Raw genomic sequence first — 15,182 nt, forward strand, 5'->3', positions numbered from 1 at the left:
GGGCACCAGGTCTTCTGGCGTGCGAGGGTTGGGGCCTAGCCGAGGTGGATGCCGCCGGCGATGATTGTCCAGAGCGTCGTGGTTCAGATGCGCAGTCTGAGCAGCTTGCTGACCACGGCGTCGGGCGGTTCGGCGGCCCAGAGGGATTATGCGCTGGGGCGGCTGCGATGCTGGCCGAGCATGAATACCAGGCGGCGGTATCACCGACTGGCTCAACAATCCTCAACTGGGTGTGGGTCGCCTCCGCTGGCGACCCACGCTGCGATCTGAGCGCGCGAGGTGAATCCGAGTTTGGTCAGGATATGTTCGACGTGTCCCTGCGCGGTGCGCTGGGAGATGCAAAGACGGGCGGCGATGGCGCGGTTGGTGAGGCCGTCGGCGACGAGGCCGGCCACCTCCCGCTCCCGGGCGGTCAGCTCTGCCGGACCAGCAGCCGCGGCCCGCGGTTGCTCGCCCAGGGCGTAGCCGATTGCGGCGTCGAGAGACAGCCCGGCGCCTTCGCGGTAGGCCGCATCGAATGACCGCCGGCCGAGCGTATGCCGTGCCTCTCGCTCGCAATCCTGGTGATGGACCGTCAGGTGTGGAAACACCACCGCGGAGGTCCGCGCCGACTGAGACAATGCGTGCGCCGCACCCAGCAATACAGCGGTGCGCCGCGCGCTGCCCTGGGCTCCCTCAATCCACGCCAGTGTTTCCAGAGCTGTGGTGGCCGCGAGCGGGTCTTTCTGCTGTCTGGTCAGCGGCAGCTGCTGCTGCAGCAGCATTAGCGCTCGGTCGCGATCGCCTTGGTCCCACGCGACAACCGCCGCCCCCCATAATGCCCATGGCCTATACACGGAATCGCCGTGAAATCCCGTGATAGCGATGGCCTGTTCATAGTAGGAGAGAGCGGATGCGCTGTTCTCCTGCATTGCGTGCACCCATCCGAGCGAGATGAGGGTAAAGACCTGCCCATCGACGTTGTCCTGCACAGCGAAAGACTCGAGGGCAGCTTCCAGGGGAGCTCGGGCGCACGACGGGTCGCCGTCGAATATCGCTTGGACGCCTCGAGCGAGATCCGCGAACGCCTGCACGATTGGATGCCTGGTCTGTGCGGCGAGGACCTGCGCCTGCGTAACCAGTGCGGACGCCGCACAGGGATCTTCCTGGGTTTCGGCGACCAGGCTGGCGCGCCACAATGCCTTGGCACGGGCTGCGGTAGCGGTAGCGAGCCCGCCGCTGAGGGCACGGTCGAGCCAGTATCGCGCCTCGCCGAGCTGGCCTCGCGAATACCAGAACGGTTGCAGGGCAGACGCGAACGACAAAGCCGCGTCGGATTCGGTGTCGGTCAGGCAGAAGTCCAATGCCTCGCGCAGGTTGGGTTGTTCACGGTCGATTCGAGCGATCCAACCGGGCTGGTCGGGGCTGATCCATTCGGCGTCGGCGAGCTCGGCGAGCTGCTGGTACCAATCCGCGTGCCGGTGCCGCATTTCGGTGTATTCGCCGGCCTGTTCGAGTTTGTCGCGGCCGTAGTCGCGGACCGTCTCGAGCAGCCGGAAACGCAGCGCCGAGCCGGACTCCTCGCGGATCAGGATGGACTTGTCGACCAGTGCGGTGAGCACCTCGAGAAAGTCCTCCGCGGCGAGGTCGCTCGAGCATACGTATTCAGCGGCGTCGAGTTCGACGCTGCCGGCGAACACTGACAGTCGGGCCCACACTTGCTGTTCGGCGCGGCTGCACAGCGAGTAGCTCCAGTCGATGCACCAGCGCAGGGTCTGCTGGCGGTCTGGGGCGGTGCGGTTGCCGTGGATCAGCAGGGCGTATCGGTCGGTGAGGCGGTGCAGGATTTGGTCGGGTGTCAGGGCCCGCAATCGGGCGGCCGCCAGCTCGATGGCCAACGGAAGACCGTCGAGGTGGCGGCAGATCTCGGTGACTGTGGCAACATTGTCGTCGGTGAGCGCAAAACCGGGCACGGCGGTGGTGGCCCGTTCGGCGAACAGGGTGACCGCGTCGTAGCGGGGCGCACTCCGCAGCGACGGCGGCTGATCCCGGTCGGGAACGGTCAGAGGCCGCACTTGTAGCACCGTCTCTCCGCCGACGCTCAAGGTCTCGCGGCTGGTGGCGAGGATCCTCAGTTTCGGGCATGCCCGCAGCAAAGCGTCGACGACCTTGGCTGCCGCATCGACGATTTGTTCGCAGTTGTCGAGTACCAACAGCAGCTGACGCGCTGCGAGATAGTCGATCAGCGCCTCGAGCACAGGCTGGCCTTGCGGGCGCAATCCGAGCGAGGCGGCGATCACCCCCGCCAGCAGGTCACCGTCGTGCAGTTGCCCGAGCTCGACCAGCCGGATCCCGTCATGGAAGTCCCGTTCTACGGTGTCCGCCACGCGCAGGGCCAGACGAGTCTTGCCCACCCCGCCGATCCCGGTCAACGTCACCAGCCGGGAGCGCGCCAGCAGCCGCTTGGCCTCGCCCGATTCGGTGCGACGGCCGACGAAACTGGTCAGCTCGAACGGAAGAGCTCCCTCGCGCCCGACCGACGCCTGGGCCTGGTGCGCCAGCGAGGGGTCGGCCGAAAGCGGGATATGAGGAACCAGGACCGCTGCGTGCTGCTCGGCACCCGCTTCGGCCCGCACAGCCATCTCGTCGACCGCGAGCCCGCGCCCGGCCTGCAAACGCTGCAGTTCCCTGCCCAGCGCCGCCGCGGAGGGCCGCTGCTCGGGGCTGCGGTCCATAGCCCGCTCGATCACGTGCGAGAGGTCCTCGTCGATGCCGTGCTCGCGCAGGTTCGGCGTCGGCTCTGCGGTGATCCGTACAAACTGGGCTACGACCTGCTCGCCGCTGCGCCGCTCGAACGCCGCATGCCCGGTCAACACTGCGAACAATGTCGCGCCGAGCCCGTAGACGTCTGCAGCTGGCGTGGGTGCCTGCCCGTCCAGTATCTCCGGCGCAGTGAACGCCGGCGACCCCATGATCGTGCCGGTCGCGGTGTGGAACGCGTCGGGGATCCGTGCGATCCCGAAGTCGGTCAGGACCGGCTCACCATAGTCGGTGATCAGGATGTTGCTAGGTTTGACGTCGCGGTGCAGGATACCGAGCCGATGCACGGTCTCGAGGGCCCCGGACAGCTTCACTCCCACCCGTAGCGCCTCTGCCGACGACAACGGACCGTGACGGCGGATCCGGGAATCGAGGGAACCCTGCGGGTAGTAGGACATGACCAGATAAGGCATCCCAGACGTGGTGGTGCCGACTTGAAGCACCTCCATGATGTTGGGCTGCCCGGTAAGCCGACCCAACGCCCGCTGCTCACGAACGAACCGTTCCCGGTTCTCCTCGTCGAGGTCGGCGGTGAGTACCTTGACCGCTACCGCGCGATCCAGGCCTGCCTGGATGCATCGGTACACCACCCCGAATCCGCCACGCCCGATCTCCTCAGCGTTGGTGAATCCTGCCGCCGCCAGCTCCGCCGTGACCTCGGGGATCACGTCGCGTTGAGTTTTCAACGGGTCGATGTCGCACATGCGCCGGTCCTGCTGCGTTAATTACATAGCCCAGGATATCGCGTAGATTTGTGCGGTCGCCTCATCTGCGCGATCAAGGACGTCTACTGCATTCGGATCGTTGGCTACTCCGTCGACTTTCGGATGAAATCCACACTCGCCGTACGCGCTCTCGCCGCGGTGACGTGGCTGGATGAATTTTGCGTACCGACGGCGGGTCTGGAATTTTTAAGGCGGAAGTTCATCGTTCCTTGACTTATCACAGCATGAGCGGGTCGATGGTCACCGCGGCGTTCGATAATGCATTGGCGGAGACAATAATTGAGCTCTACAAGACCGAATCTATGCCTGACCCGGAAACCGTGAGCGGTCCCCGATGACGAGACCACCCGGAATTGAGCCCAGGTGATTTCGTTGCGTGTTCAGTTGGTCCCGCAGGCCACCGGGTGGTGGGTGCAGGTGCAGGCCGCAGCGTACTCGGCCGGTGTCAGGTAGCCCAGTGCCGAATGCCGATGACGCCGGTTATGGTCGACCTTGAAATCGCCGATCACCACCCGCGCCTCCAGCAGGCTCGTCCAGTGGTTGCGGTTCAAGCACTCGGTCCGCAACCGCCGGTTGAACGATTCGACAAAGCCGTTGTTCCACGGTGTGCCCGGCGGAATGTAGGAGATCCCGACCCTGTCGGCGCAGAACTGTTGCAGGGCATGGGAAATCATCTCCGGCCCGTTGTCCATCCGCAGCACCCGCGGCGGGCCACCGGCCGCGGTGAACACTTTCTCCAGTTCGGCGACCAGTCGGTCGGCGGCAATCGAGCGTTCCACGATGTGCAGCAGGGATTCTCGAGTGTGTTCATCGATCATCGACGCGATCTTCACCGCTCGACCATCCACGGTGGAGTCGAACTGGAAATCCAACGCCCACACCACTTTCGGGGCATCGGCTTCCACTGGTGGCACCGAGGAAACCCCAGCTCGTTTGCGCGGGTGGTGTTCACGGACCTGCAGGCCCTCCTCGCGCCAGAGCCGGTGGACCTTCTTGATGTTGACGGCGGCGCCCTCGTCGAACCGCAGCCGCGCCCAGGCACGCCGGAACCCGTGGCCCTGATGCTTGACCGCATACGAACGCAGCCAGGCCCGTAAACCTGCGTCCGGGTCGACCGGGGTGTCCTTGACCGGCAGGCGCCGGTAGGTCGACCGATGAAGCCCAACAACCTTGCACGCGAACCGCTCCGACATGCTCTTCACCTGGCGAAGCATGTCCACAGCACGGCGCTTGGCCGCCGGGCTCAGAATTTTCCCCGAGCGATCTCCCGCAGCGCGTCCTTCTCCAACTCGGCATCGGCCAGCAGCCGCTTGAGCCGGGCGTTCTGCTCGCGCAACTCCTTGAGCTCCTTGGCCGCGTCGGTGTCCACGCCGCCGTACTGGCGGCGCCAGTTATACAACGTCGCCGTCGATACCCCAATCTCGGCGGCTACCTCCTCACCGGTCTTGCCAGCAGCGGTCAACTCGTCGGCACGGCGCAGCTTCCGCACAATGTCTTCCGCGGAGTGCCGCTTGCGTCCTGCCATGTCGATCAGTGTCCCTTCTCGGCCCTCACCAGGCCAAACAAGGACTCTAATACCGATCGGTCTCATTCATTGGGATCGGCCCAACCGCTCTGCGGCAATGACAACGGCCCGGAACCGTTCGGTTCCGGGCCGTTCGTTCAGGTAACGCGAGGACTTTCGTGACGACTCACCGTTTTGCCGCGGTCCGCTGTACCGGTTCCGAGCTGGTCACTACAGACTGGGTGGTGTGGTTCAACCGGTCCCGGCTGACTCCCTGCTGATGCAGCGCCTCGACCGCAAACCAGAAAGAAGCAGCAGTGCTTGGTCACGATCGCCTTGGCGCCATGCGGCAACCACCGGGTTTGGCGTCGGTACCGGCGCGACCGGCTTGCGTCTCACCTCGTGAGGGTCACGTTCGAGTTGACGCCTGAGGGGCGCAACGCCTCTGTTGGCATCGGGGAAAGTCAGGCCACCCACTCCTTGAGCTGGCGCACGAGCGCCGCCGGGTCGTCGCCAGCTGGGGTCACTTGGAGGTTGGTCACGCCAGCCTCGCGGAACGCCTCGATTCGCTCCTTGACATACGATGCCGGGCCGACGAGATTAACCTGCTCCAGCAACTCGAGCGGGACCCTGGCTTCGGCCTCCTTCTTCTTGCCGTCGAGATAGAGGTCCTGAATTTCCTTGGCTTCCGCCTCATAGCCGTACTCGCAGGCGAGTTCGTTGTAGAAGTTCTTTCCACGGGCGCCCATGCCGCCGATGTAGAGGGCGAACATCGGCCGTGCGAAGTCGAGCAGCCCCTTCACATCCTCACCGACCGCGACGATGCCGCCGGCCACAACCTCCAGCGGGGCCAGAGCCTTGGAGCGCTTGGCAGCCCCAGCGGCGAGTGAGTCGCCCCAAACCTTGGCGGCACCCTCGGGGGAGTAGAGGAACGGCAGCCAGCCGTCAGCGTAGGCCGACGCACCCTCGACCGACTTGGGTCCTAGCGCAGCGATGTAGAGCGGGACCGAGGAGCGCTCCGGCTTGGTCAGCATCTTCAGCGGCTTGCCCAGACCGGTGCCCTGGTCGGCAGGGAGGGGAAGCTGGAAGGAGCGGCCGTGGTAGTGGATCACCTCGCGGCGCAGGGCCGCACGGATGATCTCTACGGTCTCCTTCGTACGGCCGACCGGCTTTGCATAGGGCAGGCCGTGCCAGCCTTCGACCACCTGCGGGCCAGAGGCGCCGAGACCGATGATGGCCCGACCGCCGGAGACGTTGTCCAGACCAGCCGCGGTTTGCGCGAGGAGGGCCGGGGTGCGGGAGTAGACGTTGAGGATCGCCGAGCCGATCTCCACGGTCGAGGTGCGGGCCGCGAGGTAGCCCATCAGGGTCGGTGAGTCGAAGCCGTATCCCTCGGCAACCCAGACCGTGTCGAGGCCGGCGGCCTCGAGTCCAGCAACCTGGTCGGCGGCCGAGCGCGGGTCACCGCCGTACATGAGCATCGTGGAGAGCTTCATGACCAGGCCAATCACTTCGAGGCGGACGCGGAATCGAAGCTTGCGCCCATCCCGATACTGGCCCCGCCGTCGACCGGGACCACCGCACCGGTCACAAATCTCAGATGTGGTGACACGAGCGCACTGACCAGGTCGGCGAACTCACGGGGATCCCCGATGCGTCCCATCGGTAGCCCGCTTCCCAGACGAGCCTTGGAGAGTTCCGGCTGTCGCTCGATTGTCTTGGCGATAAGCGGCGTGTCGAAGTACCCAGTCAGCAGCGTGTTGACGTTGATGTTGTGCTGCCCGATTTCCAGGGCGAGGGTCTGGGCGTAGCCGATCACGGCCGACCACACTGTGGCTGGGGCTGCCATACCGATGGCCGGACGCTGAGCGACCCCGGAGACCACGTTGAGGATGCTGCCACCTTCAGTTGTCATGTGCGGCAGTGTCGCTCGCACGGATCTGACCACGTAGAAGAAGTGGCGCTCGAAGGCCTTCAGCCAAACGTCGTCGGTGAGCTCCGAGATTCGGCGGATCGGCGGTCCACCGTCGTTGGTGACCAGGACGTGGACAGCTGGGCCGAACCGCTCCAGCGTCGAGGTCGTGACACGCTCGATGTCGGCGTCGACCGAGCAATCGGCGGCGAGCCCGAGGACATGCTCCTCTCCGTGTTTGCTGGCAAGTTCTTTTGCGGCGGCTGCGATCTTCTCTGCGCGACGCGCGAAGATCGTGACACAAGCACCTTCACTCAAAAGCCGATCAGCGATCGCGAAGCCCAAGCCATCGCTGCCACCGCCGACAATGGCTACCTTTCCGGTCAGTCCCAGATCCATCACTCAACTCCAATCGATGTAAGGAATGATTCGGCGTTACCCGAGAAAACGTCGTCCAGGACGTCCGAGGAGAAGCCTTGCTCACGCCACTCCTGCACCAGTCGCTCGTGGCTGAGCATCGGGTAGTCGGCTCCGAAGAACACCCGTTTGCGGAGCCGCTTCCCGATCTCGCGCTTGAGTTCGTCGGAGAAGTAACGCGGAGACCAACCGTGGAGCTCCATCCAGACGTTCGCCTTGTGGAGTGCGACGGCGATCATCTCCGACTGCCATGGCCACGCCACCCGAGCCGCGATCACGTTGAGATCGGGATACCTGGCTGCGACGCGGTCGACGTACCGGGGGTGGCAGCCCTCGAGTGTGATGCCCATGCCTCCACGGGTGCCAGCGCCAGTGGCCGACATGCCGACATGGACCAAAACCGGGCGGTTGGCCTCGATGCATAGATTCAGGCACTTCTCCCACCCCGGCTGGTCCGGCGTGCCAGCCGGAGTGAACGAGTGAACCGTCAGCCCGGTCAGCCCCGGCCCCTCACTCAGGCAGCGCTCAAGTTCTTTGACATGATCTGGTCGCGTGGGATCGATGCCAATCCAGTTGCCGAGTACGACATCGGGATGTTTGCGAGCGAAGTCGAACGCGTAGTCATGCTGGTCTCGTAGCGCACCGGCATCCATCTTGTAGGTGAACGCGAAGTCGAGCATCACCCTGGCGTTGGCCCGGCGGAACTGCGCCGCCTGCTCTTCATCACTGACGAAGCTCATGCCCCACTTGAAGTAGCCCTGCAGGGCCTCTCGGTCCTCGGCGGTCGCGTACGGGCTCCCTTTCCAGCCTTGCTCGGTGCCCCAGTGGGAGTGAAAGTCGATTAGTCGGGGTGGCGGTGCGTTCAACGCTGAATACCTTTCGTGAATGGTTGCTGGAACGAGGTAGGGACGATCAGTGGACATTGCGCGTCGAGTCGCCCCAATAGGGTGCGCGTAGCGCCTTCTTGTCCACCTTTCCGACCGCTGTCTGGGGAAGCGAGTCCACGACCACGACCTTCTTGGGCGAATACATCGAGCCCTTGACCTGCTTCACGAATGACTGGAGAGCCAGGACATCGACGTTCTGTCCGGGGCGCGCGACCACGAACGCGGCGACGATCTCGCCCCACTTGTTGTCGGGCACCCCGATCACCGCCGCCGAGCCGACCGAAGGGTGCCCTGTCAGGGCGGCCTCGACTTCGCTCGCGTAGATGTTGAAGCCGCCGGAGATGATCATGTCCTTCTTGCGGTCGACGATGTATAGCAGGCCGTCGGCGTCCTGACGGGCCAAGTCTCCCGTGTGCAACCAGCCGCCCCCGAGCGCTGCCGCGGTCTCCTCGGGAAGGTTCCTATAGCCGAGCATCACTCCGCGGTTCCGCATCGCGATCTCGCCAACCTCGCCCAAGGGAACGTCATGACCGTCGTCGTCGATCAGTCTGATGCGGTTCCCGACCACAGCACGGCCACAGGAGGCAAGCCGCTCCAGGCTCGTGGTCTCATGCGCAGCCTTGGGCAGGACCGTCCCGATGCCGGTGGACTCCGTCTGCCCGTATATCTGGGAAAAGACCGGACCGATCCGCTCACGAGCCTCTGCCAGGCGCACCGGAGACATCGGCCCGGTCGCATACCAAATCACCTCGAGGCTGGACAGGTCTCTGGTCTCAGGGCGCTCATGGTCCAGCAGCGTGTAGATCATCGTCGGAAGGCCGCTGATGCAGTTGATGCGCTCCGCCTCGATGATGTCGAGGAATCGGCTGGGCTCGAAGCCCTGCTCGATCACGACGGTGCCGCCACGAAGTAGCGTTGGGATGACACCGAGCCCCGTGGCATGGGTCAGCGGAGCCGAGGCCAAGTACCGCGGCAAGTGCGGCTGTTCGAAGTCGGCCATCTGCGTGTAGACCATCTGCACCATCGACCGATGAGGCTGCATCACCCCCTTGGGTCGCCCGGTCGTCCCCCCGGTGTACTGCAGCCATGCGACGTCCGTCTCTGTTGCTGGACCAGCATCAAGAGGTCGAGTTGCGTAAGACTCGCCCCCAGGCAGACCACCTGCAGCCGGGATCACCATCAGGTGTCTCAGCGAGTCGGCCTCGGCGAGGACCTGGCGCCCGTGCTCCTCGAGAGCAGCGGTAACGACCAACACCGTGGCCTCCGCATCCTCGCAGACGAGGATGTGATCCTCGACCGACGACAAGGCTTGAAGGCCGGTGAAGCGCCCACCCAAGAGGTAGGTCGCAGCCTGGACAATCCATGACTCGGGCATGTTCGGACTGAGCATCGTGACGCCCACTCCGAGCCCTACCCCTCGACGGGCCAGCGCACTCATGTACTGCGAGACGAGATCTTTGACCTGTGCATACGTCAGACGCCGGTCACCGGCGACGAAGGCTTCAGACGCGCTGTGCCGAGTCAGTGCCTGCACGATCAGGTCGCCCAGCGTCACGCCGGCCGAGACAGGTGAAGCAATTGCCGTAGCTGAGGCGCTCTGCGCGGTCACGGGATGAGACATCACTCCACAATCGGAGTTTCACGAAGGACGTACCACCGCCATTCCGCCAGAAATTACCGCTAACCCGCCAAGGTGGCCTCAGTCACGAACTGCGCGCTGCCGAGCGGTAGCGGCCGGGTGTCTGGCCGACGAGATCGGTGAAGGCTTCGATGAAGCTGGTTGGGTTCGCCCAGCCCAGTCGTATTGCGGTATCGGTCACCGAGGAGCCATCGCAGAGTTCGAGCAGTGCCCGCTGGACACGCAGCAGCGTGCGCCACTGGTGAAAGCTCATCGACAGTTCGCTGCTGAACAGACGGCTTAGGGTTCGTTCACTCGAGCCGGTTCTGTGCCCCAGCTCCGCCAGTGTCGCCGGGCTGGCCGGATCGGCGTGCAGCAGGTCGGTAACGGCCTTGAGGCGAGAGTCGTTCGGCTCCGGGAGGCGCATTGATTCCTGTGGGGCGCGAGCGAGTTCCGTGATGACGACCTCGAGCAGCAGATGGGAGCGGTGGCTGTCGACTGGGTCGTGGTCGCTGATCATCGCCAGGTAGGCCTCGCGCATCAGCGCACTGGCCACGAACACTGACGGTTCAGCCGGCAGTTGCTCGGCCAGTGCCGCCGGAACCCGGAGCACTCGAACATCCGTCTCTCCATATGAGCGACTGCTGTGTACATGGAAAGGTGGCACCCAGGTAATGCGGTTCGCTGGCGCCACCCATGTGCCGGCCTGGGTCGTAGTGACCAGCGCTCCGGAGGCGGCATACCTGAGCTGGCCGAAGTCATGGAAGTGCGCAGCGATGGCCTCGCCATGGGCCAGCGGCTCGCAGACCGGCGAATCGTCGGTCCAGAACACTGGCTCGGGGATGAGTTCGGTCATTTGCACTCACCCTAGTCCGCCAGCCCACGCCCTAGTCCGCTTCCACACGTCTCTGGGCATGGACCATCTAGGGTCGGCCGAGGTTGAGGTCGTTACACGGGCGTAGCCAGCGATGCGGGCTCGGGCCCGTCACGACCCGAGAATTCCACAGGTCGCCACCGACAGCGTTGGCGGGTTATCGGAATATTCTGGCGTGACACCGGTGGTACGCCTGCGTCGTAACGTTCATTGTTGAGGTCATGCGAGCCATCACCCAGCACACAATCGGCGGCCCAGAGGTCCTCACCATCGTGGACGTGCCCGAGCCTCAACCCCTTCCGACCGAGGTCCTCGTCCGGGTCAAGGCGATCGGGCTGAACCCACTGGAACCACGCCTTCGGGCAGGGGAATTCCCGCTGCTCGGGCAGCCGCCGTTCATCCTCGGTTGGGACATCAGCGGCGTAGTCGAGGAGGCGCCGATGACGTGGCGGTTCAGACCCGGCGATGAGGTGTTCGGGATGCCGCTGTTCCCACGGGCCGCCAACGCGTACGCCGAGATCGTGGCAGCGCCAGCATTGCACCTGGCGCACAAGCCGACATCGCTCTCACACGTCGAGGCGTCGGCGTTGCCGGTCGTCGGGCTCACGGCGTGGCAGGGTCTCGTCGACCTCGCTGGCGTGGCCGAGGGCGACCGCGTCCTGGTCCATGGTGGTGGCGGCGGGGTCGGCCACATCGCGATCCAGATCGCGAAATCTCTCGGCGCGCACGTGACCACAACAGCCAGTGCGAGCAAACGTGAGTTCGTCGAGGGGCTCGGCGCCGACAAGGTCATCGACTACACGGCAGTCGACTTTACCGAGGTAGTCAGCGACATCGACGTGGTGCTCGACACGCTCGGAGGCGACACCGCCGAGCGGTCGCTCAAAGTGCTCCGCCCTGGAGGGCACCTCGTAACGGCCGTTGCCGAGGGAGATAAGGAGCTCATCGCCAGGTTCGAGGCGGCCAACATGCACTTCAGTGGCATCGCTGTCGACCCCGATCCGGTCGCCTTGCGACGCCTCATCGAACTCGTCGAACAGGGCAAGCTCCGCGTCCACGTGCAGGAGACCTTCCCATTCGAACGCATCGCCGACGCACACCGGCTGCTCGAGAGCGGTCACCTCCAGGGCAAGGTCGTCCTCACCATCTGATTCCGAAGTGGGGCCCCCGCGAGCGAGGCCCCACTGTCTCGCTCGCGGCGGCGTGGTCTTGCGCGGATTGTTCCAAGCTCACCTGCCGATCGCGAGACCCATACCTCGGGCTGGTCCGCGCCGGTGTGCCGGTGGTGTGTACCGGGCCCGGCGTGAACAGGCCGAAGAACTCCCCCGCGAGTTCCAGCAGGAACCGGGCGACGCCTGCTGCCGCGCCGGGGCTGCTGGTGCGCCGGGTGGGGCGGATGGTGACCGGGCGGGCGAGGACTTGCACGCAGGCAGTGGTGCCGGGGTCCATTCCCTTGGCGGCGTTGATCAGGGCGGCGGCCGGGTCGCCGGGAGAGTCGGTGCGGATCGGCCATCGGTCGTGGCGCCGCGACCGCCTACCACCGGATCAGGAACCTCAAGGTGACCCTGCCCGCGGAAATGCCCGTGGAGATCAGCGGCCCGCAGACAGCACAGTCGGGACATCGGATCACCTACACCATCAGCGTGCAGAACCTCGGCCCCAACGACGCCCCTGACGCCGTGCTCGAGGCCACCATCCCAACAGAGCTGACCGACCTGGAACTGACCTGTCAGGCCGAGAACGGAGCCGTCTGCGGCACCGGTTCGGTCCGCGACGGCCTACACCTGCCGATCGACCTACCCAAGGGCGGCAAGGCGGTCATCAACCTGACCGGCACCATCGACCCGCAGTACGAGGGCCGGCTCACCTGCACCAGCCTCATCACATCACCCTCTCGCGCCAACACCGCCGAACGACACTCCGGATCGGTCACCACCGAGATCGATCGGCCTCCTGTCACCGTCTCCCCCGTGATCGTCGGGCAGTGGCCCCAGACCTGGCCCGAGGACGCGAAAGGGTGGGTCATCAGCTACGAACTCACCCTGGCCGCCCACGCCCAGCGGGTGGTGTGGTGGGAGATCGGCTTCGACGTCGCGCCACGAACCCGCATCAATCCCCAGCAGAGCCAGTGGTACAACGTGATCAAGGACGGCACCGACGGATCGGTCGTCATCACCACACCCGATGACACCCACACCATCGAGCCCGGCACACCCCTGACCGTGGCCGTGCAACTGCTCTACCCATCCCAACACGAGGCCGGTGACGGCACCCTGCGCAACCTCCACGCCACCGAGGTAACCCACCCATAGCCCCAAACGCCAAACACTCAGACACGGACCGGTGCGCGTCGAATCCTCGAGGGAACCGTAGAAATGTGCTGAAACACAGTCGAGCGGGCCGGGGGCACGGTGTCGGGATTACCCAATCCGTTCCCCGGACCCTCTCGCCGAAGGGCATGCGCCCGACGGCATCCGCCGCTGAGGACACGCAGCTTCGGCCCCGGGTTGTAGAACGCGCACCAGAGCCCGATTCGACGGCGGCCTGTCCCATTCGAGAACACGCCTTCCGAGAAGGCATGACAGGCCGCTGTACTGCTGAAACACTCCAGCCAGGTTCGGCGGGATCAACCTGATTCATGAAGTTGCGGCCAAGCAGTTCAGGGGTGGCGAAACGTCAAGACCGCAGACTCCAGCGCAGCCACCCGGATCGGATTATGCCGGGTTGACTCACCGGCCAACACGACCGTCTCGGCGATGACTCATGTGGCGGCGCACACGGTGAGGACGAGGAGCATGACTGAATTGAGCGAGGGCGTGTATCGCATCGTCAACGTCGGCACCGGTCACGTGCTGGCACTCGACAGCACCGACCAGGTCACCGTGGTGGGAGAACCGGGCGTCGAAGACGGCTGGCAGCACTGGCTGCTATCGAGCGCGCCCGAAATCGGCGACGGGATCTGGTTCATCGCCAACGGCCTCACCGGCACCACTGCCCCGAACGCCAACAGGTAGGTAGCCGCGCACCGAGAACAGGCATATGCCCGTACGAATGACCGTTGCGGGCCCGGTACCTATCCGATGAGCATGGTTGCCGTGCAGCAAGCTCAACTGCGGTGGCAACGCCGTCACCCGCTCCCGCTGGACAACGGCGTCAGTAGGCCGCCGAGGGAACCGGCAGTGCAGGCAGACTCCATAACGCCACGAACCAGAAACCCCACTTTGATGTCCACTAATCCGTTCAGCATGTTCGGTTTGGTCGCCGCACTCGACGACCGCAACATCCAAGCCCACCTCACCGGCACTGTCGCCGACTGCGCGGTCTGCGCCACCGTGTCCGGCCCGGAAACCACCTGCCCGGCTGGCCGCGTCGCCGAGATCACCCACACCACGCAACGCCGCTTGACAGCCACCGAAATCGTCGACCACCTCGGCATGGCCAGGTCCATCGAGGCCGGGTAGCAGCAAGGGCGAATGCCCACCGGTCTCGCCCGCGTATCCGCGAGGCCACCACCGACCGGTGCACGGCGGTAGCGGTGGAGGTGGAGGTGAGTCAGGGTACCGGCGCTGGGCGGGCTAGGGAGTGTTTAAGAAGTGAGTTGATGCCGGTGTCGCTGCCACGAAATCGCTTGTAGGCGTTAGGTGTTGGCGTGTCGCTGCCGGGAGATGGGTGAGGTCTCCGGTAGATGGTTTGTTTACCAAGACGAACCGAATACCGGAGACCTCGTGACCAGAGTAGTGGCAGCGAGGCGTGCGGACCTCACCGATGAGCAGTGGGCGGCGATCGAGTCGCTGCTTCCCGTCGGTAGGAAGTCCGGGCGCCCGCCGAAGTGGGCCAAACGGCAGCTGATCGACGGGATCCGGTGGCGGACAAGGGTCGGGGCGCCATGGCGTGACGTGCCTGAGCGGTATGGGCCCTGGCAGTCGGTGTATGGGTTGTTCCGGTCGTGGCAGCGAGGCGGGGTATGGGCGGCGATCCTGTCGGCGTTGCAGATCTGTGCCGAGGCCGGAGGCGAGATTGTTTGGCAGGTCAGTGTGGACTCCACGATCGCTCGCGCGCACCAGCACGCCGCTGGTGCGCGTAAAAGGGGGATTTGCAGGTAGAACCGCCGGGCGGGCTTGTGGTCGAGCCCGTCGACCACGGCCTGGGTCGCTCCCGCGGCGGTTGGACCACGAAACTGCACTTGGCCTGTGAGCAGGGTCGTAAACCGTTGTCGCTGTTGATCACTGCGGGACAGTGGGGCGACAGTCCGCAGTTCACGGCCGTCCTCGACGCGATCGCAGTTCCCTGCTTCGGGACCGGGGCGACCCGTACGCGACCGGACCGGGTCCTGGCCGACAAGGCATACAGCTCCCGCGCCAACCGCGCCTACCTGCGCAGGCGGGGCATCAAGGCCACCATCGCCATCCCCGGCGACCAGGATGCCCACCGCCGTCGACGAGGAAC

12 protein-coding genes and 1 pseudogene are annotated in these 15,182 nt (G+C 65.1%); 6 read left to right on the forward strand and 7 right to left on the reverse strand.

Features of this window, described 5'->3' with window-relative positions; translation table 11 throughout:
• Positions 1 to 212: 212 nt before the first annotated feature.
• The 7 genes from ACQP0C_RS23695 to ACQP0C_RS23725 all read right to left on the reverse strand — a co-directional run bounded on the left by ACQP0C_RS23695 (position 213) and on the right by ACQP0C_RS23725 (position 10,718).
• A complete protein-coding gene (locus tag ACQP0C_RS23695; RefSeq protein WP_433723195.1) occupies positions 213 to 3,503 on the reverse strand; it encodes a protein kinase domain-containing protein in 3,291 nt (1,096 codons plus the stop codon).
• Between the two features lie 401 nt (positions 3,504 to 3,904).
• Positions 3,905 to 5,049 (reverse strand): IS3 family transposase gene (locus tag ACQP0C_RS23700; RefSeq protein ID WP_433723197.1). Its coding sequence is split into 2 segments (ribosomal slippage): positions 3,905 to 4,773 and positions 4,773 to 5,049, totalling 1,146 coding nucleotides; the frame shifts between segments, so codons are not numbered across the junction.
• A gap of 443 nt (positions 5,050 to 5,492) precedes the next feature.
• Positions 5,493 to 6,524, reverse strand: a complete 1,032-nt coding sequence (locus ACQP0C_RS23705) for an LLM class F420-dependent oxidoreductase (RefSeq protein ID WP_433723199.1) — start codon at positions 6,522 to 6,524, stop codon at positions 5,493 to 5,495.
• A gap of 11 nt (positions 6,525 to 6,535) precedes the next feature.
• Positions 6,536 to 7,339, reverse strand: coding sequence for an SDR family oxidoreductase (locus tag ACQP0C_RS23710; protein ID WP_433723201.1), 804 nt, complete (start codon positions 7,337 to 7,339; stop codon positions 6,536 to 6,538).
• Complete coding sequence (locus tag ACQP0C_RS23715) at positions 7,339 to 8,223, reverse strand: amidohydrolase family protein (protein WP_433723203.1); 885 nt, start codon at positions 8,221 to 8,223, stop codon at positions 7,339 to 7,341. Before ACQP0C_RS23715 ends, ACQP0C_RS23710 begins: the two co-directional genes overlap by 1 nt.
• Before the next feature lie 46 nt (positions 8,224 to 8,269).
• Complete coding sequence (locus tag ACQP0C_RS23720; RefSeq protein WP_433723205.1) at positions 8,270 to 9,853, reverse strand: AMP-binding protein; 1,584 nt, start codon at positions 9,851 to 9,853, stop codon at positions 8,270 to 8,272.
• A 94-nt stretch (positions 9,854 to 9,947) separates the two neighbouring features.
• Positions 9,948 to 10,718, reverse strand: coding sequence for an AraC family transcriptional regulator (locus ACQP0C_RS23725; RefSeq protein WP_433723207.1), 771 nt, complete (start codon positions 10,716 to 10,718; stop codon positions 9,948 to 9,950).
• Between the two features lie 239 nt (positions 10,719 to 10,957).
• Here ACQP0C_RS23725 and ACQP0C_RS23730 point away from each other — a divergent pair, with 239 nt between their 5' ends.
• From ACQP0C_RS23730 to ACQP0C_RS23755, 6 genes and pseudogenes are all read left to right on the forward strand, one after another.
• A complete protein-coding gene (locus tag ACQP0C_RS23730; protein WP_433723209.1) occupies positions 10,958 to 11,887 on the forward strand; it encodes an NADP-dependent oxidoreductase in 930 nt (309 codons plus the stop codon).
• Positions 11,888 to 12,295: 408 nt separating this feature from the next.
• Positions 12,296 to 13,048 carry a hypothetical protein gene (locus ACQP0C_RS23735; protein WP_433723211.1) on the forward strand — a complete coding sequence of 251 codons (753 nt, stop codon included), beginning with the start codon at positions 12,296 to 12,298 and terminating at the stop codon, positions 13,046 to 13,048.
• Between the two features lie 483 nt (positions 13,049 to 13,531).
• Complete coding sequence (locus ACQP0C_RS23740) at positions 13,532 to 13,750, forward strand: hypothetical protein (RefSeq protein ID WP_433723213.1); 219 nt, start codon at positions 13,532 to 13,534, stop codon at positions 13,748 to 13,750.
• A 210-nt stretch (positions 13,751 to 13,960) separates the two neighbouring features.
• On the forward strand, positions 13,961 to 14,197 hold the full coding sequence (locus ACQP0C_RS23745) for a hypothetical protein (protein ID WP_433723215.1): 237 nt from the start codon (positions 13,961 to 13,963) through the stop codon (positions 14,195 to 14,197).
• 204 nt (positions 14,198 to 14,401) lie between these two features.
• The gene (locus ACQP0C_RS23750) at positions 14,402 to 14,839 is read left to right on the forward strand and encodes an IS5 family transposase (RefSeq protein ID WP_433723217.1); all 438 of its coding nucleotides are present in this window, start codon (positions 14,402 to 14,404) and stop codon (positions 14,837 to 14,839) included.
• A gap of 17 nt (positions 14,840 to 14,856) precedes the next feature.
• A pseudogene (locus ACQP0C_RS23755) lies at positions 14,857 to 15,111 on the forward strand (transposase); the annotation flags it as partial.
• Positions 15,112 to 15,182 lie beyond the last annotated feature (71 nt).

Source organism: Nocardia sp. CA-129566 (assembly GCF_050956075.1).
Classification (GTDB): Bacteria; Actinomycetota; Actinomycetes; order Mycobacteriales; family Mycobacteriaceae; genus Nocardia.